The organism is Streptomyces sp. NPDC002588 (genome assembly GCF_040295925.1).
Classification (GTDB): domain Bacteria; phylum Actinomycetota; class Actinomycetes; order Streptomycetales; family Streptomycetaceae; genus Streptomyces.
Genome location: NZ_JBEOWF010000002.1, coordinates 217,193 through 241,725, shown reverse-complemented (window position 1 = coordinate 241,725; position 24,533 = coordinate 217,193). Strand labels below are relative to the sequence as shown.

Annotated in this window: 24 protein-coding genes; 12 read left to right on the top strand and 12 right to left on the bottom strand. The window is 72.5% G+C overall.

From position 1 onward, the window contains the following. The first annotated feature begins 2 nt into the window (after positions 1-2). On the top strand, positions 3-758 hold the full coding sequence (locus ABT057_RS03770) for a DUF2470 domain-containing protein (protein ID WP_502973766.1): 756 nt from the start codon (positions 3-5) through the stop codon (positions 756-758). Here ABT057_RS03770 and ABT057_RS03765 read toward each other — a convergent pair. The 3 genes from ABT057_RS03765 to ABT057_RS03755 form a co-directional block, all read right to left on the bottom strand. Next, entirely contained in the window at positions 726-1,952 is a 1,227-nt protein-coding gene (locus ABT057_RS03765) for a lactonase family protein (RefSeq protein WP_352340790.1), read from the bottom strand. The two genes, ABT057_RS03770 and ABT057_RS03765, sit on opposite strands and share 33 nt — an antisense overlap. Before the next feature lie 63 nt (positions 1,953-2,015). Then, positions 2,016-3,269, bottom strand: coding sequence for an FUSC family protein (locus ABT057_RS03760; protein WP_352340789.1), 1,254 nt, complete (start codon positions 3,267-3,269; stop codon positions 2,016-2,018). 230 nt (positions 3,270-3,499) lie between these two features. Further along, a complete protein-coding gene (locus tag ABT057_RS03755; protein ID WP_352340788.1) occupies positions 3,500-3,994 on the bottom strand; it encodes an FBP domain-containing protein in 495 nt (164 codons plus the stop codon). An 87-nt stretch (positions 3,995-4,081) separates the two neighbouring features. Between ABT057_RS03755 and ABT057_RS03750 the strand changes: the two genes are divergently transcribed. Next, the gene (locus ABT057_RS03750) at positions 4,082-5,062 is read left to right on the top strand and encodes a DUF3626 domain-containing protein (protein WP_352340787.1); all 981 of its coding nucleotides are present in this window, start codon (positions 4,082-4,084) and stop codon (positions 5,060-5,062) included. 107 nt (positions 5,063-5,169) lie between these two features. Here the strand turns inward: ABT057_RS03750 and ABT057_RS03740 are convergent, their stop codons facing one another. Further along, positions 5,170-5,769, bottom strand: coding sequence for an HD domain-containing protein (locus ABT057_RS03740; RefSeq protein ID WP_352340786.1), 600 nt, complete (start codon positions 5,767-5,769; stop codon positions 5,170-5,172). Between the two features lie 165 nt (positions 5,770-5,934). On the opposite strand from ABT057_RS03740, the gene ABT057_RS03735 reads away from it, so the two are divergent. The 5 genes from ABT057_RS03735 to nrfD all read left to right on the top strand — a co-directional run bounded on the left by ABT057_RS03735 (position 5,935) and on the right by nrfD (position 12,616). Continuing rightward, a complete protein-coding gene (locus ABT057_RS03735; protein WP_352340785.1) occupies positions 5,935-7,188 on the top strand; it encodes an ROK family transcriptional regulator in 1,254 nt (417 codons plus the stop codon). A gap of 113 nt (positions 7,189-7,301) precedes the next feature. Next, positions 7,302-7,541, top strand: a complete 240-nt coding sequence (locus ABT057_RS03730) for a hypothetical protein (RefSeq protein WP_352340784.1) — start codon at positions 7,302-7,304, stop codon at positions 7,539-7,541. Positions 7,542-7,578: 37 nt separating this feature from the next. Beyond that, on the top strand, positions 7,579-10,824 hold the full coding sequence (gene fdh, locus ABT057_RS03725) for a formate dehydrogenase (RefSeq protein WP_352340783.1): 3,246 nt from the start codon (positions 7,579-7,581) through the stop codon (positions 10,822-10,824). Then, positions 10,821-11,645 carry a 4Fe-4S dicluster domain-containing protein gene (locus ABT057_RS03720; RefSeq protein WP_352340782.1) on the top strand — a complete coding sequence of 275 codons (825 nt, stop codon included), beginning with the start codon at positions 10,821-10,823 and terminating at the stop codon, positions 11,643-11,645. The genes fdh and ABT057_RS03720 overlap by 4 nt, the downstream gene beginning before the upstream one ends. Next, complete coding sequence (gene nrfD, locus ABT057_RS03715; protein ID WP_352340781.1) at positions 11,642-12,616, top strand: NrfD/PsrC family molybdoenzyme membrane anchor subunit; 975 nt, start codon at positions 11,642-11,644, stop codon at positions 12,614-12,616. Before ABT057_RS03720 ends, nrfD begins: the two co-directional genes overlap by 4 nt. On the opposite strand, the gene ABT057_RS03710 is transcribed toward nrfD, so the two are convergent. From ABT057_RS03710 to ABT057_RS03695, 4 genes are all read right to left on the bottom strand, one after another. Next, the gene (locus tag ABT057_RS03710; protein WP_352340780.1) at positions 12,613-13,629 is read right to left on the bottom strand and encodes an SDR family oxidoreductase; all 1,017 of its coding nucleotides are present in this window, start codon (positions 13,627-13,629) and stop codon (positions 12,613-12,615) included. The genes nrfD and ABT057_RS03710 overlap by 4 nt on opposite strands. A gap of 82 nt (positions 13,630-13,711) precedes the next feature. Beyond that, the gene (locus ABT057_RS03705) at positions 13,712-14,704 is read right to left on the bottom strand and encodes an SDR family NAD(P)-dependent oxidoreductase (protein WP_352340779.1); all 993 of its coding nucleotides are present in this window, start codon (positions 14,702-14,704) and stop codon (positions 13,712-13,714) included. A 59-nt stretch (positions 14,705-14,763) separates the two neighbouring features. Continuing rightward, positions 14,764-15,420 (bottom strand): HAD family hydrolase, encoded by a 657-nt coding sequence (locus ABT057_RS03700; RefSeq protein WP_352340778.1) that lies wholly within the window; start codon positions 15,418-15,420, stop codon positions 14,764-14,766. Between the two features lie 36 nt (positions 15,421-15,456). Continuing rightward, the gene (locus ABT057_RS03695) at positions 15,457-16,470 is read right to left on the bottom strand and encodes a PHP domain-containing protein (RefSeq protein WP_352340777.1); all 1,014 of its coding nucleotides are present in this window, start codon (positions 16,468-16,470) and stop codon (positions 15,457-15,459) included. Positions 16,471-16,574: 104 nt separating this feature from the next. On the opposite strand from ABT057_RS03695, the gene ABT057_RS03690 reads away from it, so the two are divergent. Then, a complete protein-coding gene (locus tag ABT057_RS03690; protein ID WP_352340776.1) occupies positions 16,575-16,811 on the top strand; it encodes a hypothetical protein in 237 nt (78 codons plus the stop codon). Here the strand turns inward: ABT057_RS03690 and ABT057_RS03685 are convergent. Both ABT057_RS03685 and ABT057_RS03680 read right to left on the bottom strand, forming a co-directional pair. Beyond that, a complete protein-coding gene (locus ABT057_RS03685; protein ID WP_352340775.1) occupies positions 16,808-17,458 on the bottom strand; it encodes a VanZ family protein in 651 nt (216 codons plus the stop codon). The genes ABT057_RS03690 and ABT057_RS03685 overlap by 4 nt on opposite strands. 70 nt (positions 17,459-17,528) lie before the next feature. Further along, positions 17,529-18,191 (bottom strand): DUF4230 domain-containing protein, encoded by a 663-nt coding sequence (locus ABT057_RS03680; RefSeq protein ID WP_352340774.1) that lies wholly within the window; start codon positions 18,189-18,191, stop codon positions 17,529-17,531. 252 nt (positions 18,192-18,443) lie between these two features. On the opposite strand from ABT057_RS03680, the gene ABT057_RS03675 reads away from it, so the two are divergent. Then, entirely contained in the window at positions 18,444-19,397 is a 954-nt protein-coding gene (locus tag ABT057_RS03675) for a ribose-phosphate diphosphokinase (protein ID WP_352340773.1), read from the top strand. 55 nt (positions 19,398-19,452) lie between these two features. Next, a complete protein-coding gene (tuf, locus tag ABT057_RS03670) occupies positions 19,453-20,646 on the top strand; it encodes an elongation factor Tu (RefSeq protein WP_352340772.1) in 1,194 nt (397 codons plus the stop codon). 54 nt (positions 20,647-20,700) lie between these two features. Here the strand turns inward: tuf and ABT057_RS03665 are convergent, their stop codons facing one another. Next, positions 20,701-21,081, bottom strand: a complete 381-nt coding sequence (locus ABT057_RS03665) for an anti-sigma factor antagonist (protein WP_352340771.1) — start codon at positions 21,079-21,081, stop codon at positions 20,701-20,703. A 225-nt stretch (positions 21,082-21,306) separates the two neighbouring features. Then, the gene (locus tag ABT057_RS03660) at positions 21,307-21,783 is read right to left on the bottom strand and encodes a MarR family winged helix-turn-helix transcriptional regulator (protein ID WP_502973765.1); all 477 of its coding nucleotides are present in this window, start codon (positions 21,781-21,783) and stop codon (positions 21,307-21,309) included. Positions 21,784-21,887: 104 nt separating this feature from the next. Between ABT057_RS03660 and ABT057_RS03655 the strand changes: the two genes are divergently transcribed. Both ABT057_RS03655 and ABT057_RS03650 read left to right on the top strand, forming a co-directional pair. Then, a complete protein-coding gene (locus ABT057_RS03655) occupies positions 21,888-23,342 on the top strand; it encodes an aldehyde dehydrogenase family protein (protein ID WP_352340770.1) in 1,455 nt (484 codons plus the stop codon). A 30-nt stretch (positions 23,343-23,372) separates the two neighbouring features. Continuing rightward, positions 23,373-24,479 (top strand): NAD(P)-dependent alcohol dehydrogenase, encoded by a 1,107-nt coding sequence (locus ABT057_RS03650; protein ID WP_352340769.1) that lies wholly within the window; start codon positions 23,373-23,375, stop codon positions 24,477-24,479. Positions 24,480-24,533 lie beyond the last annotated feature (54 nt).

The following is a 24,533-nucleotide window of genomic DNA, read 5'->3' as shown; positions in this document are numbered from 1 at the left end:
GGATGCGTGACAGTGCGATGGGTGAAGGCGCGGCGGGTGACAGCCACGGCTGGGCGGCCGCGCCCGGCGCGGCCGAGCGGGCCCGTTCGGTGCTCGCCGCGGCGTGGTCCTGCGCGGTGACCGCGGGCGGCGGACGTGAGGAGTTCGTCGGCGCGCACACCGTCGACGAGGACGGCCGGGTGCGTGTGCACGTACCAGAGGACAGCGCCCTGCTCGCGGCGGCGATCTGCGCCCCCCGGGGCGAGCCCTCAGCCGTGCTGGAGTTCGCCGACGTCGCGCCCGTCCCCGTCCGGGGACGCATCCGTGCCCGGCTGTGGCTCGCCGGCTGGTTCGCCCCCGAGGAGGAGCACCTCGTCCTCCATGCCACCCGGATCGTGCTGAAGCAGCCCTCCGGAGCGGTCGTCGTCGGCCTCGACGAGTTCGCCCGGGCCGAGCCGGACCCCCTGGCCGTCGCGGAGGCCCAACTGCTCACCCATCTCGCCGACGCCCACCCCGACGCCGTCGAGCGGCTCACCCGGCTCGTCCGGCCCGAGAGCCTGCACGGCGCCGTACGGGTCCAGCCGGTCGCCGTCGACCGGCACGGACTGACGCTGCGCATCGAACGCGCCCGCGCCCACGGCGACGTACGCCTGCCCTTCCACCGTCCCGCCGACGACGTCGGCCAGCTCACCGAGCGCATGCACGTCCTGCTCACCCAGGCGAGCACCGCCTCCTGCCCGCGCGTCCTACAGCGGCAGCGCACAGACGGCGACGGGTGACGCGTACGGTTCGCCCGCGAGGCGCAGTCCGCCGCTCCCGTCCACCTCGAAGACGCTGACCGTGCCGGAGCGCTGGTTCGCCCCGAACAGCAGGCCGCCGTCCGGCGCGAGAGCGATCTGCCGTGGGAAGTCCCCGTGCACCGGCACCGTGCCGAGCAGCCGGAGCCGGGCCCCGTCCGCCTCCACCGCGTACCGCGCGAGCGTGTTGTCGCCGCGGTTGGCGAGGAAGGCGAAGGCGCCGTCCGGGGTGACCGCGAACTGCGCCGGATAGTTCGTGGCCGCCTTCGCGCCCGTGGACTGCGCCGAGCCGATGGCCAGCCGGCCGGTGGCGGCGTCGTAGGCGCAGACGGCGACCGAGTCGTCGGTCTCGCAGGCGAGGTAGGCGTGCCGGCCGCCGGGGTGGAAGGTCAGATGGCGCGGCCCGGCTCCCGCCCGGGTGTGAGCCTGCGCGACCTCCGTCAGCGTGCCCGTCTTCGCGTCGAGGCGGTAGCTGTACACCGTGTCCGTGCCGAGGTCGACCGCCAGGACGTGCCCGCCGTCCGGGGCGCTGACGAACTGGTGGGCGTGCGGCCCCTGTTGACCCGGCCCCGGGGCCGGACTGCCGTGCGTGACCATGTCGGTGCGCTCGCCGAGCGCCCCCGAGGCCCCGATCGGGTGCACCGCCACACTGCCCGAGCCGTAGTCCGCGCTCAGCAGCCAGCGCCCGCCCGGATGCACCGACAGATGACAGGTGTGGGCCCCGCCCGTCGCCCGGCTGCCGAGCACCTCGCGGTCCGACAGGCGTACGGCCGTCACGGCGCCCTTCTCCCGCTCGTCCGCCGCGTACAGCGTGCCGCCGTCGGGGTGCACCGCGAGGTATGACGGGTCCGGGACGCCGGTGATCGTGCCCCGGCCGGCGATCCGCCCCGACGACGGGTCGTACGCCGCGACCCCGATGCCCTTCCCGCCGCCCTCGGCGGAGGTGTACGTGCCCAGGTAGAGCGGCCGTGGGCCGGAGGTCCCGGGGGAGGGGGTGGGTGAGGCGGACGGCGACACCCGCCGGGGCGGCGCGGCCTCCTGCGTTTCCTGCGCCGTCGGCTCGGTGCCGTCGCCGCCGCATCCCGCCAGCGCCGTGGCCGTCGCCGCGCCGCCCAGCGCTCCGACGAAGCGGCGCCTGCTCCAGCCCTCGCCCGCCGCTTCCCTCCGCCTATCCATGTACGCACCTCATGACAGCCACCTTTGCCCCAAGCGGCTGTCGAACGCAAAAGCGGAAGGAACTCAGAAAGAACGCCCGTCGATCCCCGTGCGGCTGCGCCACAGCTCCTCCTGGACACCGAGGCGCTCGCGCAGCCGGGTCAGACGCGGCATGCGGGCGCGCTGCTGCTGCGACACGCGGTCCAGTTCCTCCAGGAGACGGCGCGAGCGGTGCTCGGTGTCGAGCTCGTCGAGCATGCGGTTCACCTCGGTCAGCAGGGCGCCGTGCAGCTGCCACTGCCGGGCGTCCTGCTGGAGCCGCTCCAGGAACAGCTGAGCCAGCTTGTCGCGGGTGGCGGCGGCCTGCCGCAGCTCCGCCGTGAGCCGGGCCTCGGCGGCGTCCGCGTTGTGGCTGACATGCGTGGTGACCAGCACCGCGAAGCTGACCACGGCGTCGGCGACCTCCGACAGCAGCCGCTCCACCACCTCGCCCGTCTCCGTCTCGAACAGCGGCGCGGGCTCCCGCTCCTTGGCGAGGTCGGTGAGGGTGCGGGCGAGGACCCGCAGGACGACCGTGCAGATCTCCAGTGTGTCCAGGCCGGTGCGCAGCACCACCCGGTGCAGCACGCCCTCCCGCACCCGCGGATTGAACCGCAGACTGTCCTCGGCCTGCCGCAGGGCCGCGTCCACCCCCACGATGTCGTGGTCGAGACGGCGGGCCTCGTGCAGCCGGGCGGTCGCCTGCTCCACGGCGGGCCGGCCGGCGGCCTGCTCCCCGATGCGCAGCAACAGCTGCCGCACCCGGCGGGCCAGCCCCTCGATCGACTCGCCCGCCTCCTCGATCCACACCGGCGGCGGCAGCAGCAGATTGCAGCCGAGCCCGACGACCGCGCCGATCAGTGTCTCCACCACCCGCGCCCACGCGGTGTCCCCGACGGTGGTCACCCCGAGCACCAGCATGGCGCTGATCGCCACCTCGGGCACGTACTCGTCGACCCGCACCAGATGTCCCACGGCCAGCGCGGCCAGGATCAGCAGCGCGAGGCTCCACCAGGTCAGCCCCACCAGCAGGCTGAAGGCGATGGCGACGAGGACGCCCGCGACCACCGCGTTGACCCTGCGGATGCCGTTGGTGAGGGTGGCGAACAGGGTGACCTGGACGACCAGCAGCGCGGTGAGCGGCGCGGTGAGCGGGGCCGGCTCGGGGCTCAGCCGCAGCGCGACGACATACGCGACCGTCGCGGCCGCGGCGGACCGGAGGGCCTGGACGACCACGGGTTCCCGGTGGCGCCGCACGAACCGCACGAGCGGGGCCGCCCGCTCACGTACCTCTTGCATTCTCAGACCGTTTCCCGTTCCCAACGCCGCCCGAACGTTTCTCCTGTTGTCAGGATGCCCCAGGGCGCGTCCGGAGCACCGCCTTCACCCGATGGACGCCCCCGGCTGCGTGACCGGTGACCGGCGACCTTCGCCCGGTTTCCGCACCGGTCCGTGGAGCACCGACGCCGCGGGGTCCGGGAGCCGCTCCACGGGGTGGCGTGCCGCCGGCCCGGCGTGGCGACGAAGGATCAGGTGTACAGCTTGTCGAGGAAGGCGTACAGGTTGCCCGTCGTACGGGTGATCTGCTCCTCCAGGGTGAGGCTCTCCTCGAAACGGCCGCCCCGCTCCGGGACCTTCCTGCCGCGCACGTACAGCGAGCACGCCAGGTCCGTGCACATGTACAGGCCGACCGAGTTTCCCTCGCGGCCGGCCGCGCCCGCCTTGCGGGCCGTCATCAGCGAGACCCCGCCGCCGGGATGGATGGTCAGGCACAGCGAGCACATGCTGCGGTGCGGGGAGCCGCGCCGCGAGGACGGGAACCGCAGGGTCACCGCCATGACCCTGCCCTGCCGCTCGACGGCGAGACAGCTGCGGTCCGGCGCCCCCGGATCGCGCCAGCCCAGGAAGTCCAGTTCCTCCCAGGGGAGTCGGTCGAGTTCGCGGGGCAGCGACAGCCGCTTGGCCTCGCCCTTCGAGCAGTTGATGAAGGAGTCGCGGATATCGCTTTCGGTGAGTGCCTTCATGAGGGAGCCTCCTGCATGTCTGATCCTGATCTGCCTAGGATCTCTAGTTTTGTGCCTAGGGTAGATAGCCTCAGTGAGGGGAAGCCAGTGGATTTCGCCGACGACGCCCCGCCGTCCGCACGCGTGCGGACGGCCTTGCGCCATGTCGCGGCCCGCTCGTCCGGCCCGGCCCTCGGCCCGGACCTGCGCGTCACGCTCAACTTCCATCCGGACCGGGAATGCGGCGGTCTGCCGATCCTCCGCGCGCTCGCCCGGGACGGCGCCTACCACTCGCAGTTCGTCACCGGCACCGGCAACGGAGGCCTCACCGCGCACCCCGGCGGTGACCGGTGGCGCTGGGAGAGCCGGATCTTCGGCGGGGCGTACGACGACGCCGACCCGCGCGAGCGGCCGGTGTACGGCGCGCTGGACTTCCGCCGCCAAGTCGTGGGCGCGGCCCCGCGGTTCGGCTCCTCGCACTTCCGCCTAGGGCCGGCCGCCCTCCCGCGCGCGACCTTCTGCTACCCCGACAGCGCGGCCGAGCCCGCCCACTTCGGCGTGGCCGCCGGCATGTCCCTGCTGGCCCTCGCCGAGGCGGACGAGCGCGACGCCCTCAACGACTACGTCGAGGCCCATGTGCACGGCGGCGTCGACCTCGCCCGGGACGTGGAGGCCCTTGTCCTGGACGCGAGTTACCGCGGCACGCCCGTCGAGACCGCGGCCCGCGCGCTGCCCTGCCCGGTCCATTGGCACCCCGGCTACCGGCTCACCGTCGCGGAGCTGTACCGCCACGCCGCCTACCGCGGCCGGGAGTACGCCGACCTGGGCGCCCGGATCGCCGAGGACGGGGTCGTCGACCCGCGCATGATCGGCGACGCGGCCCGCGGCGGACGGTACGCGCTGCAGGACCTCAAGATGGTGTGGCACACCCTCGCCCGCTTCGGGGCACCGGAGGGCGCGGGCACGGCGGAGTCGACGGAAGGGGCCGTCGCCCGTTCCCTCGCCGACACCGCCGGCTACTCGACGCCGCCCGGGACGGAAGCCGGTGCCGGGAGCAGCACCCCGGCCGTCAGTACCCCCTCCGCGTAGACGCGGGCGACCGTTCCGTGCGGTTCGCCGAGCCCCGGCGGGCCGGCAGACGCCGTAGGTGGCAGGTCACGCCGTCCGCGCCGAGGTCGGTCTCACGCCCGGCCTCCTCACGCATGGACGGGGTGCACCGCCTGCCAGGCCAGCCGCCCGTCCGCGCCCTCCCCCAGGCCGGTGAGGAACTCGTCCAGCGCCAGGAACTCCTGCCAGACGGGCCGCCCGCACGCACGGGAGAGCTCCGCCACCACCAGATCCTCCAGATCGGCCACCCGCTTGTTCTTCCACACCTTGTCGGCCAGGCTCACCAGCAGATCGTCCACGCCGACGTCCGGCGCCCGCCAGGAGGCGTGACTCCCCGCGAAGCGCGCCCGCTCCGGCGGCACACCACGGGCCAGCAGCAGTTCCCGCCCGGCCTCCTCGTGGCGGGAGCCGGGCCCGGACAGCTCCTCCGGGTGCAGCACCTTGCCGATGTCGTGCGTGGCCGCCCCGAACAGCACCGCCTCCCGGTCCACGGCCAGTTCGGGACAGTGCCGTCCGGTCCACTCCACGAGCCGTGCCGCGACGTCGTGCACGGCCCGCAGATGTGCGACGAGCCGGGGAGGCGCCCCGAGCTCGCCCAGCAGTGCCGCGGCGTCCGCCGGCAGCGGGCGCAGCGGAGGCGCCGAGGTCGGGTCCAGGGCGATCGACAGCACGTTCGGAGCGAGGGCCATCGGGTCAGCCTAGTGACGCGTGGCCGACCGCTGGGCAAGCCCCCGCGCCCGCGGAGCGGGGGAAACACTTAGCTCACACCATGAACTAAGGGGTGGAGGAATATCGCGTCGGACCGGCTCCCGGAGGTATGTTGCAGGTCGGGCAGGGTGCGGCAGGGGAGCCACATGGCGGGGCGGGGCGGGCGTTCGGTACGCGATCTCAGGCGGGCCAACCGCACGGCCGTCCTGCAGCGCCTCTACTTCGACGGCCCCCTCAGCCGTTTCGAGCTGGGCCCGGTCACCGGCCTGAGCTCCGGGTCGGTCAGCAATGTGGTCGCCGATCTGATCGCCGACGGACTGGTCGAGGAGGCCGGCAGCGTCGACTCCGACGGGGGCCGCCCCCGCATCCTGCTGCGGGTCGCCCCCGTCGGCGGCCACATGATCGGCGTGGACGTCGGCGAGACCCGGGTGAGGGTCGAGCTGTTCGACCTCACCCTCACCGAACTCGGGCGCACCGAGCGCCCGTTGGAGCGTGGGCGGTACGAGGCCGAGGGGATCGCCGGACATGTCCGCGAGGGGATCGCCGAGGTGCTTTCGGCCGTGGATACCGCCCCCGACCGGCTGCTCGGCGTCGGTATCGGCGTCCCCGGCATCGTCGAGCACACCCCCGGCGGGGCCGTCGTGCACGGTCAGACCATCGGCTGGGACGCCGTCCCGCTGGAAGCGCTGCTGCGCGAGGGCTCCCCGCTGCCCGGCGGCGTGCCGTACTTCGTCGACAACGGTGCGCGGACCCTGGGCCAGGCCGAGATGTGGTTCGGCGGCGGACGCGGCGCCGGTACGGCCGTCGTCGTCCTCCTCGGCTCCGGGGTCGGCGCCGGCCTTGTCACGCCCGAGGCGGAGCAGGGCCGGGCCCTCGAAGTCGGGCATCTCACGGTGCGGGTCCGGGGCCGCCGCTGCCGTTGCGGGGCCCTCGGCTGTCTGGACGCGTACGCGGGCGCCCAGGCGCTCCTGGACCGCTGGCGCGAAGAGGGCGGACGGCCGCCGCAGGGCACCGATGAAGAGAGCGCGCTCACCGCGATGCTCGCCGCCGCCCGTCCCGACGACGGCACCGAGGGCGACCCCGTGGCCCGCGCCGTCCTGGAGGAGACCGCCGAGTACCTCGGCGCCGGGCTGGCCGGCCTCGTCAACCTCTTCCAGCCCGAGCGCATCCTGATCGGCGGCTGGGCGGGACTCCGGCTCGGCGCCCGCTTCCTGCCCGCCGTCCGCCGCCACACCACCGCCCACGCCCTGCACCACCCCGCCCGGAAGGTCAGCGTGGAGCTGGGGCGGCTCGGCCCCGACGCGGTCACCGTGGGCGCGGCGATCCTTCCGCTCGCCGACTTCTTCGCCCGCGGCGGCAAACCTCGAGCCCCACAGCCCACCGCCCCCGGCCCCGCCTAGCGCACGGTGCTGAAGGGACGAGCCCCGCACTGAGGTTTCGCTTCCCGTGGCCGGAGGTACTCGCGGCGAGCGAAGGACTACCGCAGCGAGGACCACCGCGAAGGGAGCACGCCGTGGCCGAAGACCGCCACGAGGGCCCCCGCGGGACCGGCGCACCGGTCCCGCGGGACCTGCCGGACCAGCAGGCCCACCCCGGCCACGACCCGTGGGACATCGAGGACGCCGACGACACCGACGCCACGGAGGGCGACGACGTGCCCGACACCGACGAGGCGGGCACCGGCAGGCAGGGGGCCGCGCGGCCCGCGGGCGTCCACCCCGGGCAGCCCGTGCCCGACGAGCCGTCCGACTGAGCGCAAGGAGAGCGAGGAGAGCCGGGAGGACCGGATCATGGGATTCGCGGACCGGGCCCGCTCGTGGCCCGTCTACCGACAGCTCACGGGCGACGACCGCACCGGCCGGGGCAGTGCCGCCAGGTCGCCGCACACCGGGCGGCTGCGCCCCCGTACCGCCGCCGCCGACCGCGTCGTACCGTCGGTCTGCCCCTACTGTGCCGTCGGCTGCGGACAGCAGGTCTACGTCAAGGACGACCGGGTCGTGCAGATCGAGGGTGACCCCGCCTCGCCGGTCAGCCGGGGCCGGCTGTGCCCGAAGGGCTCGGCGACGCTCCAGCTCACCACCGGTCCCGCCCGCGAACACCAGGTCCTCCACCGGCGCCCCCACGCCACCGACTGGGAGCCGCTCGACCTGGACACCGCCATGGACATGGTCGCCGACCGGGTGATCCGCACCCGCCGTGAGACCTGGCAGTGGGAGCAGGACGGCAGCCGCACCGCCCGCACGATGGGCATCGCCGGCCTCGGCGGCGCGACCCTCGACAACGAGGAGAACTACCTCATCAAGAAGCTGCTGACCGGCCTCGGTGTGGTCCAGGTGGAGAACCAGGCCCGGGTCTGCCACAGCTCCACCGTCGCCGGCCTCGGCACCTCCTTCGGCCGCGGCGGCGCCACCACTTTCATGCAGGACCTCCAGCACGCCGACTGCATCGTCATCGAGGGCTCCAACTTCGCCGAGTGCCACCCGGTGGGCTTCCAGTGGGTGATGGAGGCCAAGAAGCGCGGCGCGACGATCATCGACGTCGACCCGCGCTTCAACCGCACCAGCGCGCTGTCCGACCTCTACGTCCCGATCCGTGCCGGCACCGACATCGCCTTCCTGGGCGGGATCGTCAACCACGTCCTCACCGAGGAGAAGGACTTCCGCGAGTACGTCCTGAAGTACACCAACGCGGCCACCCTGGTGAGCGAGGACTTCCGCGACACCGAGGACCTCGACGGCGTCTTCTCCGGGCTCGACGAGGAGCGGCGGCACTACGATCCCGCCAGCTGGCAGTACGAGGGCGTGGAGGTGCAGCAGCCCACCGGCGAGGTCGACGAGCAGTACGAGCGGCGCACCCGCAAGACCGCGGGACCCGAGGCCCATGGCTCCGGCGGCGCCCGCACCGGCCACCACGCGCCCACCGACGACACCCTCCGGCACCCGCGCTGCGTCTACCAGATCCTCAAGCGCCACTACGCCCGCTACACGCCGGAGATGGTGGAGGACGTCTGCGGCATCCCCCGCGCGACCTTCGAACGTGTGTGCGAGGAACTCACAGCCAACTCGGGGCCCGAGCGCACCAGCGCCTTCGTCTACGCCGTCGGCTGGACCCAGCACTCCACCGGCAGCCAGTTCATCCGCGCCGCGAGCGTCCTGCAACTGCTGCTCGGCAACATCGGCCGTCCCGGCGGCGGCATCCAGGCCCTGCGCGGACACGCCTCCATCCAGGGCTCCAGCGACATCCCGACCCTGTTCAACCTGCTCCCCGGCTACATCCCGATGCCGCACGCCCACCCCGACCTGACCCTGGACCGCTTCATCGGGACGAGCCGCACCGGCAAGGGCTTCTGGTCGAACATGCGGGCGTACGCGGTCAGCCTCCTGAAGGCCTACTACGGCGACGCCGCCACCCCCGAGAACGACTTCTGCTTCGACCACCTCCCGCGCCTGACCGGCTCCCACTCCACCTACGACACGGTCATGGCCCAGCTCGACGGCGACTGCAAGGGCTACTTCCTGCTCGGTGAGAACCCCGCCGTGGGCTCCGCCAACACCCACCTCCAGCGCCTCGGCATGGCCGGGCTGGACTGGCTGGTGGTCCGCGACTTCTCGCTCATCGAGTCGGCGACCTGGTGGAAGGACGGCCCCGAGATCGACAGCGGGGAGCTGCGCACCGAGGACATCGGCACCGAGGTGTTCTTCTTCCCGGCCGCCGCCCACACCGAGAAGTCCGGCTCCTTCACCAACACCAACCGCTGGGTGCAGTGGCACTACGCCGCTGTCGAGCCGGAGGGCGACGCCCGCAGCGACCTGTGGTTCATGTACCACCTGGGCCGCCGCATCAAGGAGAAACTGGCCGGTTCCACCGACCCCATGGACCGGCCTGTCCTCGACCTGACCTGGGAGTACCCGGTCGACGGCCCGCTCGACGAGCCGGTCGCGGACGCCGTCCTCGCCGAGATCAACGGGCATGGGCCGGACGGTGCGCCGCTCGGCGCCTACACCGAGCTGAAGGACGACGGCTCCACCCGCTGCGGCTGCTGGATCTACTGCGGCGTCTACGCCGACGGCGTCAACCAGGCCGCCCGCAGGAAACCCGAGTGGGAGCAGGACTGGGTGGCCGCCGAGTGGGCGTGGGCCTGGCCCGCCAACCGCCGCATCCTCTACAACCGCGCCTCGGCCGCCCCCGACGGAACCCCCTGGAGCGAACGCAAACGGTACGTCTGGTGGGACCCGGAGGCGGGGGAGTGGACCGGCCGCGACGTACCCGACTTCATCCCCGGCCGCGCCCCGGACTTCGTACCCGACGAGGACGCCGAGGGCACCGACGCGCTGCGCGGCGACGACCCGTTCATCATGCAGGCCGACGGGAAGGGCTGGCTCTACACGCCCGCGGGGCTCGAGGACGGACCGCTGCCCACCCACTACGAGCCGCAGGACTCCCCGTTCCCCAACGCCTTCTATCCGTCGACCCCGCGAAACCCGGTCCGGCAGCTGCTGCCCCGCGAGGGCAACCGCTACCACCCGAGCGGCGACGAGAAGGGCGCCGGCGTCTTCCCGTACGTCGTCACCACCCACCGGCTGACCGAGCACTTCACCGCGGGCGGTATGAGCCGCTGGTCGCCGTACCTCTCCGAACTGCAACCGGAGTTCTTCTGCGAGGTCTCGCCCCAGCTGGCCCGGGAACGCGGGCTGGAGAACGGCGGCTGGGCGACGATCGTGACCGCCCGGGGCGCCGTCGAGTCCCGGGTCCTGGTGACCGACCGCATCCGCCCCCTCCGTGTTCAGGGCCGTACGGTCCACCAGATCGGACTGCCCTTCCACTGGGGCCCCAACGGCATGTCCACCGGCGACGCGGCCAATGAACTGGTCGCCATCGCCCTCGACCCGGACGCGCACATCCAGGAGGACAAGGCGCTCACCGCCGACATCCGCGCCGGCCGCCGCCCGCGCGGACCCGACCTGCCGAAGCTGGTCGCCGAGTACCGGCGGCGGGCCGGCATCACCGCGTCCACCGGAACGGAGGCCCGCAAGTGAGCGAGCAAGAGCGGGTCGGCTTCTTCACCGACACCTCCGTCTGCATCGGCTGCAAGGCCTGCGAGGTCGCCTGCAAGGAGTGGAACGCCCTCCCCGAGGACGGCCTCTCCCTGACCGCCATGTCGTACGACAACACGGAGGCGCTCGGGGCCTCCACCTGGCGGCACGTCGCGTTCATCGAGCAGCCCAGGCCGGACGGCCGTGCCGAACTGCCCTTGGCGGGCGGCGAGCCGGAAGGCCAGGACATGCGCTGGCTGATGTCCTCCGACGTCTGCAAGCACTGCACCCACGCCGCCTGTCTGGACGTCTGCCCCACCGGCGCCCTCTTCCGCACCGAGTTCGGCACGGTCGTCGTCCAGGAGGACGTCTGCAACGGCTGCGGCTACTGCGTGCCCGCCTGCCCGTACGGCGTCATCGAGCAACGCCCCGCCGACGGACGGGCGTTCAAGTGCACGATGTGCTACGACCGGCTCGGCGCGGGCCAGGAACCGGCCTGCGCGAAGGCCTGTCCGACCGAGTCCATCCAGTTCGGCCCGCTGGACGAACTGCGCGAGCGGGCCGCCCTGCGCGTGGACCAGCTGCGCGAGGAGGGCGTCCCCGGGGCGCGGTTGTACGGCCACGACCCGGACGACGGAGTGGGCGGCGACGGCGCCTTCTTCCTCCTGCTGGACGAGCCCGAGGTGTACGGACTGCCCCCGGACCCCGTCGTCACCACCCGCGATCTGCCCGCCATGTGGAAGCACGCGGGCGCCGCGGCCCTCGCCCTGCTGGGCGGTGTCGCGGTGTCCTTCGCCTCCGCCGCCGGAGGGGGACGGGGATGACGGGCCCGGGGCAGGGCGGGCGGCGCCGCCGGGGCGAGCAACCCGTCGTCCCCCGCGCCGAGTTCGGCTCCTACTACGGCCGTCCCGTCATCAAGGCGCCCTCCTGGGCCGCGCGCGACATCGCCGGATACTTCTTCCTCGGCGGCCTCGCGGGCGCCGGCTCGGTGCTGGCGGCCGGCGCCCAGTTCACCGGCCGTCCCGTGACCGCGACGGCCCTGAAGGTCTCCTCCCTCACCGCCGTCTCCCTCTCGGCGGCCGCCCTCATCCACGACCTGGGCCGCCCGGACCGTTTCGTGAACATGCTGCGCGTCTTCAAGCCGACCTCGCCCATGAACATGGGCTCCTGGCTGCTCTCGCTCTACGGACCCGCCGCGGGCGCGGCGGCGGCGAGCGCGGTGACCGGCAGGCTGCCGCGTCTGGGGGCCGCGGCGACCGGCGCCGCCGCGGCCCTGGGCCCCCTCGTCACCACGTACACCGGTGTCCTGGCCGCCGACACCGCCGTACCCGCCTGGCACGAAGCCCACCGTGAACTGCCCTACCTGTTCGCGGCGTCCGCGACCGCCGCCGCGGCCGGCATGGCCCTCGCGGTGGCCCCGGCCCACGAGAACACCCCCGCCCGCCGCACCGCCGCGCTGGCCGCACTCGCCGACACGGCCGTGTCCCGGGCCGCCGAACACCGCCTCGGCCCGGTCGCCGAGACCTGGCGCGAAGGCCGTGCGGGCACCCTGCTGCGCACGGCCCGCCTCCTGACGGCGTCCGGCGCGGCGGGCGCGAGCCTCCTCGGCGACCGCCGCGCCGCCGCCGTGGCCTGCGGCCTCGCCCTGCTCGCCGGCTCGGCCTGCACCCGCTTCGGCGTGTTCGCCGCGGGCCTCGCCTCGGCCGAGGACCCGAAGTACACGGTCGAGCCGCAGCGCGAGCGCCGTGACCCGCGGGACCCGCGGGCCGGATCCACGAGCCAAGGGTCTTCTTAGCCCGCCTTGCGGCCCCGCATCGGCTCCGTGGCCTCGCCCGCGCCGGTCCGCATGCCCAGCAGGAACTCCTCCAGCACCTCCGTGGCGGTGTGCCGCGGACGCCAGTCCAGTTCGGTCCGTGCGCGGGTGCAGTCCATCAGCGGGAGGCGCAGGACGGCGTCGAACAGGTGGGGGGAGGCCGGGAGCAGGTGCAGGCCCCAGGCCGCGGCGATCGCCGAGCGGGCCGCCGTACGGGGGAGCCGTACCGGGCGCGCGCCGAACATCCCGCCGATCAGTTCCGCGTCCACGGTCGGGTCCGCCGCGAGGTTGAAGGCACCGCGCACGTCGTGCCGCACGGCCAGCCGGTACGCCTGTGCCGCGTCGTCGGTGTGCAGGGCCTGGACCCGCAGGCCGGGGATGTCGGGCAGGAAGGGCAGCAACTCGGGGCGGGCGGCCGCGCCGGGCAGGAACCTGCCGCCGAAGATCCGCCGCTGCTCGCTCGCCGACTGCCGCTTGAAGAGGAACGCGGGCCGCATCCGCACCACCCGGATCTCCGGATGGTCGCGTTGGAAGGTGTCCAGGGCCCGTTCCAGATAGGCCTTCTCCCGGCAGTACGCGGCGCCGGGCCAGCCGTGCGTCGGCCACGACTCGTCGACCGCGCGGTCCTTCGGCCCCGGCGAGTACGCGCCGACCGACGAGGCGTGCACCAGCACGGACACGCCCGCCGCGGCCACCGCCTCGAAGACCCGGATGCCGCCGAGAACGTTGGTCCTCCAGGTGGCCGCCGGGTCGTGCGTGGGCTGGAACGCCCACGCCAGATGCACCACCGCGTCCGCGCCCTCGAACACCGCTGCCGGATCGGCCTCGGCCGATCCGAGATCGACGGCCGTCCACTCCGTCTTCGGCGGCGACCAGTCGGGGATCCGACGGGCCAGCCCCCGCACCGAGGCGACCTCCGGATCCTCCGACAGCAGACGCACCACGCTCGTTCCGACGTTGCCGGTGGCGCCCGTGACGACGACGTCGCTGCTCATCTGCGGCTCCTCTCGGCCATCCCTCCCGGGCGGACCGACCGAGTACCCCGGGGCGGGGCGCCGCACGCGGCGGTGACGCCGGTCAGCCGCGAGCGGCGAACGCGTCCACGCCCGTCAGTTCCGCCGACAGCGCCCACAGCCGCGCCGCCTCCTCCGGGTCCTTCGCCCAGGGCTTCACGCCCACCCGCTCGCCGTCCTCCGGAGCGGGTCCCGCGATGTCGCAGTCCTCCAGATAGACACCGCCCAGGCCGTCGAGCTGCGGGGAGGTCGCCGCCCACACCTGGGTGGCCGCGCCCTGCTCCGGGGTCTTGAGGCCCGGCTGCGGGATCGGGACGCCGTCCTCGTCGATCCAGCCGCTCGCGATCATCTCCTCCTTCGGCAGATGCCGCTGGAGGGGCGTGAGGATGCCGCCCGGGTGGAGCGCGAAGGCCCGTACACCGCGGTCCCGGGCGAGGGCGTCCAGGTGCACCGCGAACAGCACGTTCGCCGTCTTCGCCTGGCCGTACGCCTGCCACTTGTCGTAGCTCCGCCGCCAGTGCACGTCGTCCCAGCGGATGCCGGAGAAGTGGTGGCCGCGCGAGGACACGGACACCACCCGCGCCCCGCCGGGCTCGATCGCCGGCCACAGCCGGTTGACGAGGGCGAAGTGGCCGAGGTGGTTCGTGGCGAACTGCGCCTCCCAGCCGGGCCCGACCCGCGTCTCGGGGCAGGCCATGATCCCGGCGTTGTCGATGACGAGGTCGACCGTCCGGCCGGTGGCGAGGAACCGGTCGGCGAAGCCGCGCACGCTCTCCAGGTCGCCGAGGTCCAGCGCGTCCACCTCGACTCCGACCAGGCCCTCCAGCGCCTTCAGCGCCGTGTCGGGGCGGCGGGCGGGGACGACGACCCGGGCGCCGGCCCCGACGAGCGCGCGGGTCGTCTCCAGGCCGATCCCGGAGTAGCCGCCCGTGACGATCGCCAGCTTCCCGGTCAGGTCGATGCCCCGCAGGACGTCGTCGGCGGTGCTCGTGGCGCCGAAGCCCGAGCCGATCTTGTGCTGTGCGGTGCGGCTGTTGCTCATGTCCGGATTGCTCATGTGGGGAACGCTACGGATTGGAGTGCGCTCGAAGTCAAGTGCCGCCCCGTACCGGAGGCTCAGGCGAGCGGGCTCTTCGCCAGCGACGCCAGCAGATCGGCCGGATCGTCGTAGACCGCCTCCGCGCCCGCCTCCACCAGGTCGGCGCGCGGGATGCCGCCGCACAGCAGGCCCACGCAGCGCACCCCGGCCCGGCGGCCCGCCCGCATGTCCCACACGGTGTCGCCGACGAACACGGCCTGTCCGGCGGGCACCCCGGCCAGGCCGAGAGCGTGCTCCACGGGTTCGGGGGCCGGCTTGCCCTCCGTCACGTCGTCCGCGCTCGCCGTCGCCTCGATGGCGTCGTCGGCGTCGAGGGCGCGGCGCAGCGCCGCCAGTTCGGACCCGCTCGCCGAGGTGGCGAGCACGACCCGCCAGCCCTCGCCGTGCAGGTGCTTCAGCAGCCGGCCGGCGTCCCGCAGCGCGGGCAGCCGGTCGAAGTACTGCCCGTAGAGCGCCTTGTGCGCGGCGCTGAGCGCGGCGTCCTCCTCCGGGTCGCGGTCCTCGCCCAGCAGATGGGCGATCAGATCGCCGGAACCGAGCCCGACGGCCCGGTGCACGGCATGCGTCGGCACCCGGTGACCCGCCTGTCGGAAGGCCTCCCACCAGGTGATCACATGCAGGTGGTTGGTGTCGACGAGGGTGCCGTCGACGTCGAACACGGCGGCGCGTTCCATCAGGGGTGTCCTCTCTCTCGCCGCACGGGTACCACCTCACGCGCCGGTCCACGCCAGCAGCCGGTCCATCGGCCAGGTGTTGACCACCCGCTCCGCCGGCACCCCGCACTCCTCGGCCCGCGCGCAGCCGAGGACCTGCCAGTCCAGCTGACCGGGGGCGTGCGCGTCGGTGTCGACGGAGAACAGCACACCCGCCCCGACGGCCTGCCGCAGCAGCCGTCGCGGCGGGTCGAGCCGTTCGGGCCTGCTGTTGATCTCGACGGCCGTTCCGGCCTCGGCGCACGCCGCGAACACCTCGTCCGCGTCGAACTCCGACTCCGGCCGCCCCCGCCCCTGGACGAGCCGTCCGGTGCAGTGCCCGAGGACGTCCGCGTGCGGATCGCGCACGGCCCGCACCATGCGCCGGGTCATCGCGCGGGCCTCCATGCGCAGCTTGGAGTGCACGGAGACGACCACCAGATCGAGCCGGTCGAGCAGCTCGGGCTCCTGGTCGAGGGACCCGTCCTCGAGGATGTCGCACTCGATCCCGGTCAGCAGCCGGAACGGCGCCCAGGACGCGTTCAGCTCCTCGACCACCTCCAGTTGGCGGCGCAGCCGCTCCGGCGACAGCCCGCGGGCCACCGTCAGCCGCGGGGAGTGGTCGGTCAGTACGGCCCACTCGTGGCCGAGGGCGGCCGCGGCCCGGCCCATCTCCTCGATCGGGCTGCCGCCGTCGGACCAGTCCGAGTGCAGATGGCAGTCACCGCGCAGCAGCGCCCGCAGCTCGGTGCCGGCCCCGTCGGTGAGCGGCCGCCCCTCCGCCCCCTCCTCGAGTCTCCGCAGGTAGGACGGCACCTCACCGGCAACCGCGGCATGCACCACCTCGGCCGTTCTCGGCCCCACCCCCTTGAGCGACTCCAGCGTCCCCGCCCGGGCCCGCTCCTCGGCCTCCCCCTCGGGCAGCGCCGCCACCACCCGGGCCGCCGTACGGAACGCCTTCACGCGATAGGCGGGCGCCAGGGACCGCTCCAGCAGGAACGCGATCCGGTCCAGGGCCTCGACGGGATCCATCGCCACCTCCTGCGTCCAGGGTTCCCCAGCCGCCCGCGTCCCGCACGGCGGCTGGGCGCGACGCAGCCCGCGCCCAGCCGCCACTCGCGCTCTACGCTCTATACATGACCGAAGTCGCGAGCCCCTACATCTCCCATCCACGGATCATGGTGCTCGGGGTGCAGCCGGGTACGCCCCCGTTCCGGATCGTGGAGATCGACGGCGAAGTGGTCGGTGAGGCGCATGCCGTCACCGACGTCCTGGAGACGGCAGCCGCGTTCGGCATCACCGTCCACGACCTCGACGACCCCGACGCGGTGCGATGGGTGGGCGGCGACCGGTACACCTGGAAGCCGCGCTAGCGGGCGGCGCCGCGGGAGCGCCTGGGGGCGTGTACCGCGCGGCTCACGCGGCGCCCGAGCAGCAGGTAGCCGATGAGCGCGCCGGTGGTGTTGAGGATGACGTCGTCGATGTCGAAGGCACGCCCGGTCACCAGCGCCCCCTGGGCGAACTCCACCAGCAGCATCACGGCCGCGGTCAGCAGCAGTACCCGCAGCAGCCCGCGGGTGGCGGGCGCGACCACCGGCACCAGGATGCCGAACGGCACCCCGAGCAGCAGGTTTCCGCCGATCTGCTTGACCGCGTCCCGCAGCGCGGGCTGATCCAGATAGGCGCGCAGCGACCGCCCCGGATGCAGGTTGGAGTGCACCAGCGCCTGCGAGGCGGGCGACGGCTCCAGCGTGAGCCGGGCCAGCACCACCGCGAACGCCACCATGAAGGCGAACGCGGACAGCATGGCCAGCAGGCGCAGCGGGAAGGGGAGCGGGCGGGCGGCGGGCTGATCCGGCTTCGCCCGCCCGGCCTTCTGGGACGCCTTCTTCTCGGGCGCCTTCTTCTGTTGCGCCCGCTCCGCCTTCTGTGCCTTCTCGCCCTTGGCCGGCGCGGGTTCCTTGCCCCTGCCCGTGCGCAGGCGGAACACGGTACGTGGACGTGAGACTGCTCCGGCCATGCGGTCCTCCAGTCTTCAACCTACCTGCTTGGTAAGGCGGTTACCCCGGTACGGCCGGAGGATGCGGGCCTCAGGTGCCGTAGGACACGGTCACCTCCTTGAAACCGAGGGAGTGCAGCAGCCCCTCCAGCATGTCGGTGGTGTTCTTCTCCGCGCGGGCGGTGAGTTCGCTGTCCTTCGCCGCCTCGCCGATGTGCTTGACCGCGAGCTTCTGCACGGCCTGCTCGCTGTTGGGGTTGTCCGAGAACAGGTCGCCCAGCCGGTCGAGCAGTCCGCGCTGCTTGGAGACGGCGTAGGAGCGGTCGGGATCGAGAGCCGGGGTGCCGAGCGCGGCATGGGGGAGCCTGAGGGTGGCCGTGGTGCGGTCGTCGTCGACCGTCACGTCCTTGTCGGCGACCTTGCCGAGGTCGACATAGGCGTCCACGGTGCCCGCCCCGACGTACAGCGTGCGGGTGCCGCGGATCGCGTCCGGGAGGAACTTCGCGTCCTTCTCCAGGTCCACGACGACCTGGAAGTTGCCGGACGCGGCGTCGTAGCGGCTCATGTCCTGGATGGACTTGAGCAGGGCGGGGCCCGTACGGTCCTGTGTCTCGGTGCCGAAGAAGTCGCGCAGCCCCGGCAGCAGACTCAGCCGGATCCCGGCGAACATCACGACGAGCACGACCACGACGGCGGTGAGCACCTTCGCCCACCCGGGCATACGTCGGTTCAGGCGCTTGACGGGAGTCGTCATGTCGACGGCCCTCCTTCCTACCTGACCGGATTCCCGCCAATCTCCCCGGCAGACCGCGCTGTTGACGACCTGTGACAGAACAGCGGCCCCGGAGTCACTCTTCTTTCGCCCGTACCAGCCCGTGGTCGAAGGCGGTGCGGCTACGCCGTCCGGCTTCCTTGACTCCTGAGGCCGCAACGCAGTGGGTGGGCCAAAGGGACGCGGTCCGTAGCATGAGAGCCCCGCCCGGACATGGTCAGCGAGGAGCCGATCGTGCGAGACATCTCCGTGTTCAGCGGCAGCGCCCATCCCGAGCTCGCCGCCGAGGTCTGCGCCCACCTCGGGGTCCCCCTGAGCCCGACCCGGGTCAGCCGGTTCGCCAACGACTGCCTGGAGGTCCAGCTCCAGGCGAACTGCCGGGAACGGGACGTCTTCCTGGTCCAGCCCCTGGTCAAGCCCGTTCAGGAGCATCTGGTCGAACTGCTGCTGATGTGCGACGCGGCCCGCGGCGCGTCCGCGGGCCGGATCACCGTCGTCATGCCGCACTACTCCTACGCCCGCTCCGACAAGAAGGACGCGCCCCGCATCTCCCTGGGCGGACGCCTGGTCGCCGACCTGATGGCGGCGGCCGGCGTGCACCGCGTCCTCGCCATGACCCTGCACTCGCCCCAGGTGCACGGGTTCTTCTCGATGCCCGTGGACCATCTGCACGCCCTCCGCGAGCTCTCCGCCCACTTCCGCCGCTACGACCTCACCTCCACCACCGTCGTCTCGCCCGATCTCGGCAACGCCAAGGAGGCCGCCGCCTTCGCCCGTATGATCGGCGCCCAGGTGGCGGCCGGCGCCAAACAGCGCTATGCCGACGACCGGGTCAGCATCAACACGGTGATCGGCGAGGTCTCCGGGCGGGACGTGATCGTCCTGGACGACGAGATCGCCAAGGGCAGCACCGTCCTCGAACTCCTTGATCGGCTGCGGGAGTTGGCGCCACGCTCGATACGGGTGGCGTGCACCCACGGCCTGTTCGCAGCCGGCGCGCTGAAACGGCTCAGCGAGCAGCCGGACGTCCTCGAGATCGTCTGCACCAACACCGTGCCGGTGCCCGCCGAGGAGCACACCGACAAGCTGCGGATCCTGTCCATCGCCCCCGCCCTCGCCGAGGCCGTGCGACGCATTCACAACGGTGAGTCCGTCAGCGCCCTGTTCGACGCCGCGCGCAGCGAATAGACAGGGAGGAGGGAAAAGCGCACGTCGTCACCCATGTGACCAGGGAGGGCTCGCAGTGGCGAAGGCGAAGTTCGAGCGGACCAAACCACACGTCAACATCGGCACCATCGGGCACATCGACCATGGCAAGACGACCCTCACGGCAGCCATCACCAAGGTGCTGCACGACAGGTTCCCCCAGCTCAACCCCTTCACCCCGTTCGACCAGATCGACAAGGCGCCCGAGGAACGGCAGCGCGGCATCACCATCTCCATCGCCCATGTGGAGTACCAGACGGAGCGCCGGCACTACGCGCACGTGGACTGCCCCGGCCACGCCGACTACATCAAGAACATGATCACCGGCGCGGCCCAGATGGACGGGGCGATCCTGGTCGTCGCCGGCACCGACGGGCCGATGCCGCAGACCAAGGAACACGTGCTGCTCGCCCGGCAGGTCGGAGTGCCGTACATCGTGGTCGCGCTGAACAAGACCGACATGGTCGACGACGAGGAGATCCTCGAGCTGGTCGAGCTGGAGGTGCGGGAGCTGCTCACCGAGTACGAGTTCCCCGGCGACGAGGTCCCCGTGGTGCGGGTCTCCGCGCTCCGGGCCCTGGAGGGCGACCCGCGGTGGACGCAGTCGGTGCTGGACCTGCTGGACGCGGTCGACGAGGCGGTGCCGGAACCGGAGCGGGACGTCGACCGGCCGTTCCTGATGCCGATCGAGGACGTCTTCACCATCACCGGGCGCGGGACCGTCGTCACCGGCCGCATCGAGCGCGGCACGCTCCGGGTGAACAGCGAGGTCGAGATCATCGGTATCCACGAGCAGAAGACGAAGACCACCGTCACGGGCGTGGAGATGTTCCGCAAACTGCTCGACGAGGGCCGGGCCGGGGAGAACGTCGGGCTGCTGCTGCGGGGGATCAAGCGGGAGGAGGTGGAGCGCGGCCAGGTGGTGATCAAGCCGGGCTCGGTCACCCCGCACACCCGGTTCGAGGCGCGGGCCTATGTCCTGTCCAAGGACGAGGGCGGCCGGCACACGCCGTTCTTCCAGAACTACCGACCGCAGTTCTACTTCCGTACGACGGACGTGACGGGTGTGGTGACCCTGCCGCGGGGCACCGAGATGGTCATGCCGGGTGACAACACCACGATGCTGGTGGAGCTGATCCAGCCGATCGCGATGGAGGAGGGGCTGAAGTTCGCCATCCGGGAGGGCGGGCGGACGGTCGGGGCCGGACAGGTCACGAAGATCATCGAATAGGGGACCGGCGGGTCATGGGGCACCGGTCATGAAGAGCCGGTCATGACGCGCCGGTCATAAGGTGCCGGACGTGGCCTCGGGCCTGCTCAGGGCCGCGTCCAGCGTCCGGGCGGGTGGCAGCAGCCGGTGCAGTCCGGTGACCCGCAGGACGCGCAGGGTCAAGGGGTGGTTGCAGACCAGGTGCATGTCCCCGCCCTGGTCGAGCACCCGGCCCCTGGCCCGGTACAGCAGCCGCAGCCCGGAGCAGTCGAAGAAGTCGATCGGCGTCAGGTCGATGACGACCCGCGGGGTGGGTCCGGTGGTCACCTCGTCGAGCAGCGGGGCGATCTCCGTGGCCGCGACGATGTCGATCTCGCCGCGGAACTCCAGCACCGTGTACCCGCGCTCCTGGCGTACGCGCAGGTGAGGGGTGTCCGCGGCGGGTTCCTGCTGCACGACGACATCGCCTCCAACCCGCTCCACCGGTCGGGAGCCTTCAACGGCGGGGCAGCGCGCAGCAGTTCCCCGCTCCAGCAAGGTACCCCCGATGGAGTGAATTTCAGCATGTTCGATTGACATATGTCTTCGAAACGGGGGCGTGTCTCGATCGAGTTTGTTCGCGTCGTGAACGAAGCGATGCGGAATGTGGCGCGAGAGGCGCCGCGCCGGGGCAGGGGGACGCTATGACAGGGCGTGCCAGGCCTTGGAGAGGGCGGTGCGCAGCTGCTCCGTCTGGTGTGCCGTGAGGTCCCCGACCATCCGCTGTTCCAGCTCCCGTACCGGCTGCGCGTGCTGCTCCAGCAGTCCGCGCCCCTCCTCGGTGAGCAGGATCAGCAGCTCGCGCCGGTTGCGCGGATTGCGCTCGCGACGGATCAGGCCCCGGTTCTCCAGGGAGCGCACCAGGTCGGCGATCGACTGGGCGGTGACGAAGGAGTCCCTGGCCAGCTGGGCGGCGGACAGACCGTCGTGCCGCTCCAGCACGGTCAGCGCCGTGTACTGCAGGGCGGTGATGCCGGACGCCTTGACGAGTTCGTCCAGACGGGATCGCACGATCAGCTCCACCTGCTTCACCATGTAGAGCAGGGACGGAGGCGCCTTGTGGTGCGAAGGTGCGCTCGCGGTGTTGCCCGTCTGAGTGTCTGTCTGGGTGCCGGCCATGAGTCCGAGCGTAGACCATTGACAGGAAACCTGTCTGTAAAGAGACTGCGCACCAACAGGAATCCTGTTGGTTGAAATCTTAGCGACGATGCTGAGGAGTGGTGATGACCACCTTCGAGATCGACCCCGGTCGACTGTTCATCGGGGGACAGTGGCGCGAGGCCGCGGACGGAGCGCGGACCGAGGTGGTCGACCCGTCCCGGGGCGCGGTCGTCACGACCGTCGCGGAGGCGGGCGCCGCCGACGTGGACGCGGCGGTGAGGGCCGCCCGCGAGGCCTTCGACTCCGGCAGATGGTCCGGACTCAGCGGTCGCGAGCGCGGCCGGATCCTGCTCCGCGTGGCGCAGCTGATCCGCGAGGAGGCCGACGAGATCGCCCGCCTGGAGAGCCTGGACGTCGGCAAGCCGATCACCCTGGCGCACGCGGTCGACGTGACGAACGCGGCGAACGACTACGAGTACTACGCCACCCTCGCCTTCTCCCTGGAGGGCGGCAACCGCGACACCCCGATGAACGCCCTCGCCTACACGAAGCGCGGGCCGATCGGTGTCGTCGCCGCGATCACCCCCTTCAACTTCCCGCTGATCCTGGCGGGTTCGAAGATCGCCCCGGCGCTCGCCACCGGCAACACGGTCGTGCACAAGCCCGCCGACGAGACCCCGCTCTCCGCGCTGTACATGGCGGGACTGCTCCAGCGGGCCGGCGTTCCCGACGGAGTCGTCAACGTCGTCACCGGCGCCGGCCCGGTCGCCGGTGAGGCACTGCTGCGCCACCCCGGCGTCGACAAGATCGCCTTCACCGGCTCCACCACGATCGGCCGGCACGCCGCGAGCGTGGCCGGCGAGAACCTCAAGCCGGTCACCATGGAGCTCGGCGGCAACGCCGCGCACATCGTCTTCGAGGACGCCGACCTGGAGAAGGCCGTCGGCGCGGTCATCAAGGGCTTCGTCTTCAACACCGGCCAGTTCTGCATGGGCGGCCCGCGGCTGCTGGTGGCCCGCTCGGTCTACACCACCCTGCTGGGCATCCTCGCCGAGGCCGTCCCCGGCGTGCCGATCGGCGACCCGCGCGCGGCGGAGACCGTCATCGGCCCGATGGCGGGGGAGAAGCACCTGCGCAAGGTCGAGGAGTACGTCGACCTCGCCCGCAAGGAGGGTGCCCGGATCGTCTGCGGCGGCGAGCGCCTCGACCTCGACGGCGGCTACTACTACAAGCCCACCGTCATCGCGGACCTCCCGAACGACTCCCGGGTCATCCAGGAGGAGATCTTCGGTCCGGTCCTCACCGTCCAGCCCTTCGACGACGAGGAGGAGGCGGTCGCCCTCGCCAACTCCACGCCGTACGGCCTGGCCTCGGGCGTCCAGACCGGCAACCTCGCCCGCGCCCACCGGGTCGCCGACCGTCTGCAGGCCGGCATCGTCTGGGTCAACGACTGGGCGATGCTCGACCCGGCCGTCCCCTTCGGCGGCGTGAAGGACTCCGGCTTCGGTCGCGAGTACGGCCCCGAGGCACTCGCCTCGTACACCAAGGTCAAGTCCGTCGTCGTCTCGCTCGACTGAACGCGCCGCAATCCAAGAGGAGTTCATCCGATGCCCATCACCACCCGCGCCGCCGTCGTCGAGTCCGGCGGAGCCCCCTTCACCCTCTCCGAGGTCGTCCTGGCGGATCCCGGTCCGCACGAGGCGGTCGTCCGGCTGGTGGCGGCCGGCCTGTGCCACACCGACCTCGGCGTGGCGAGCGGCGGACTGCCCTTCCCGCTGCCCGGAGTCCTCGGTCACGAGGGCGCGGGCGTCGTCGAAGCGGTCGGCTCGGCCGTCACCGGCGTGGCCGTCGGCGACCACGTCGTGCTGTCCTTCGCCTCCTGCGGCGAGTGCCGCAACTGCCACGGCGGGCACCCCGCCTACTGCGCCACCTGGCTCCCGCTGAACCTCATCGGCGGCCGCCGCGCCGACGGCACCAGCACCATCAGCCGGGACGGCGAACCCCTGGGCGGCCACTTCTTCGGCCAGTCCTCCTTCGCCGAGCGCGCCCTGGTCACCGAGCGGAGCCTGGTCAGGGTCGACCCCGACGTACCGCTGGAGTCGATCGCCCCGCTGGGCTGCGGCGTGCAGACCGGCGTCGGCGCCGTCTGGAACGTCCTGAAGCCGGTCGCCGGCGGCACGGTCGTCGTCCTCGGCGCCGGAGCCGTCGGACTCTCGGCGGTCATGGCGGCCGCCCTCTCCCCGGCCACCACCATCGTCGCCGTCGACCGGGTCGCCGAACGCCTCGAGCTGGCCAAGGAGTTGGGCGCCACCCACACCGTGGACGCGAGCCACACCGTGCTCGGCGAGGCGATCGCCGAGATCACCGGCGGTCAGGGCGCCGACGGCATCGTGGAGACCACGGGCGTCCCGGCCGTGCTGCGCCAGGGCGTGGACGCGCTCGCCGCCCGCGGCACCCTGGTCGTCGTGGGCGCCCCGCCGTTCGGCACCGAAGTCGCCCTGGACGTCAACGGAATGCTCGGCGGCAAGCAGGTGGTCGGTCTCACCCTCGGCGACAGCGAGACCCAGACCTTCATCCCGGCGCTCGTCAAGCTGGTGAAGGAGGGCCGGCTCCCGCTGGACCGTCTGATCGGCACCTACGCCTTCGCCGACATCGACCGGGCGGTGCAGGACATGACCTCGGGCAAGACCATCAAGCCCGTGCTCATGTTCTGAGCCCCCTCCACGGCCAGGACCGGCTTCCCCGTGGTCCGGCCGGTGCCGTCGAGT

Excerpts from the sequence above, each read along its gene's own strand:
- ABT057_RS03655 (WP_352340770.1), top strand. The coding sequence starts at position 21,888 with ATGACCACCTTCGAGATCGACCCCGGTCGACTGTTCATCGGGGGACAG.
- nrfD (WP_352340781.1), top strand. The coding sequence starts at position 11,642 with ATGACGGGCCCGGGGCAGGGCGGGCGGCGCCGCCGGGGCGAGCAACCC.
- ABT057_RS03660 (WP_502973765.1), bottom strand. The coding sequence starts at position 21,783 with ATGGCCGGCACCCAGACAGACACTCAGACGGGCAACACCGCGAGCGCA.
- ABT057_RS03705 (WP_352340779.1), bottom strand. The coding sequence starts at position 14,704 with ATGAGCAATCCGGACATGAGCAACAGCCGCACCGCACAGCACAAGATC.
- ABT057_RS03740 (WP_352340786.1), bottom strand. The coding sequence starts at position 5,769 with ATGGCCCTCGCTCCGAACGTGCTGTCGATCGCCCTGGACCCGACCTCG.
- ABT057_RS03710 (WP_352340780.1), bottom strand. The coding sequence starts at position 13,629 with ATGAGCAGCGACGTCGTCGTCACGGGCGCCACCGGCAACGTCGGAACG.
- ABT057_RS03770 (WP_502973766.1), top strand. The coding sequence starts at position 3 with ATGCGTGACAGTGCGATGGGTGAAGGCGCGGCGGGTGACAGCCACGGC.
- ABT057_RS03650 (WP_352340769.1), top strand. The coding sequence starts at position 23,373 with ATGCCCATCACCACCCGCGCCGCCGTCGTCGAGTCCGGCGGAGCCCCC.
- fdh (WP_352340783.1), top strand. The coding sequence starts at position 7,579 with ATGGGATTCGCGGACCGGGCCCGCTCGTGGCCCGTCTACCGACAGCTC.
- ABT057_RS03695 (WP_352340777.1), bottom strand. The coding sequence starts at position 16,470 with ATGGATCCCGTCGAGGCCCTGGACCGGATCGCGTTCCTGCTGGAGCGG.
- ABT057_RS03680 (WP_352340774.1), bottom strand. The coding sequence starts at position 18,191 with ATGACGACTCCCGTCAAGCGCCTGAACCGACGTATGCCCGGGTGGGCG.
- ABT057_RS03760 (WP_352340789.1), bottom strand. The coding sequence starts at position 3,269 with ATGCAAGAGGTACGTGAGCGGGCGGCCCCGCTCGTGCGGTTCGTGCGG.
- ABT057_RS03765 (WP_352340790.1), bottom strand. The coding sequence starts at position 1,952 with ATGGATAGGCGGAGGGAAGCGGCGGGCGAGGGCTGGAGCAGGCGCCGC.
- ABT057_RS03690 (WP_352340776.1), top strand. The coding sequence starts at position 16,575 with ATGACCGAAGTCGCGAGCCCCTACATCTCCCATCCACGGATCATGGTG.
- ABT057_RS03735 (WP_352340785.1), top strand. The coding sequence starts at position 5,935 with ATGGCGGGGCGGGGCGGGCGTTCGGTACGCGATCTCAGGCGGGCCAAC.
- ABT057_RS03700 (WP_352340778.1), bottom strand. The coding sequence starts at position 15,420 with ATGGAACGCGCCGCCGTGTTCGACGTCGACGGCACCCTCGTCGACACC.
- ABT057_RS03685 (WP_352340775.1), bottom strand. The coding sequence starts at position 17,458 with ATGGCCGGAGCAGTCTCACGTCCACGTACCGTGTTCCGCCTGCGCACG.
- ABT057_RS03755 (WP_352340788.1), bottom strand. The coding sequence starts at position 3,994 with ATGAAGGCACTCACCGAAAGCGATATCCGCGACTCCTTCATCAACTGC.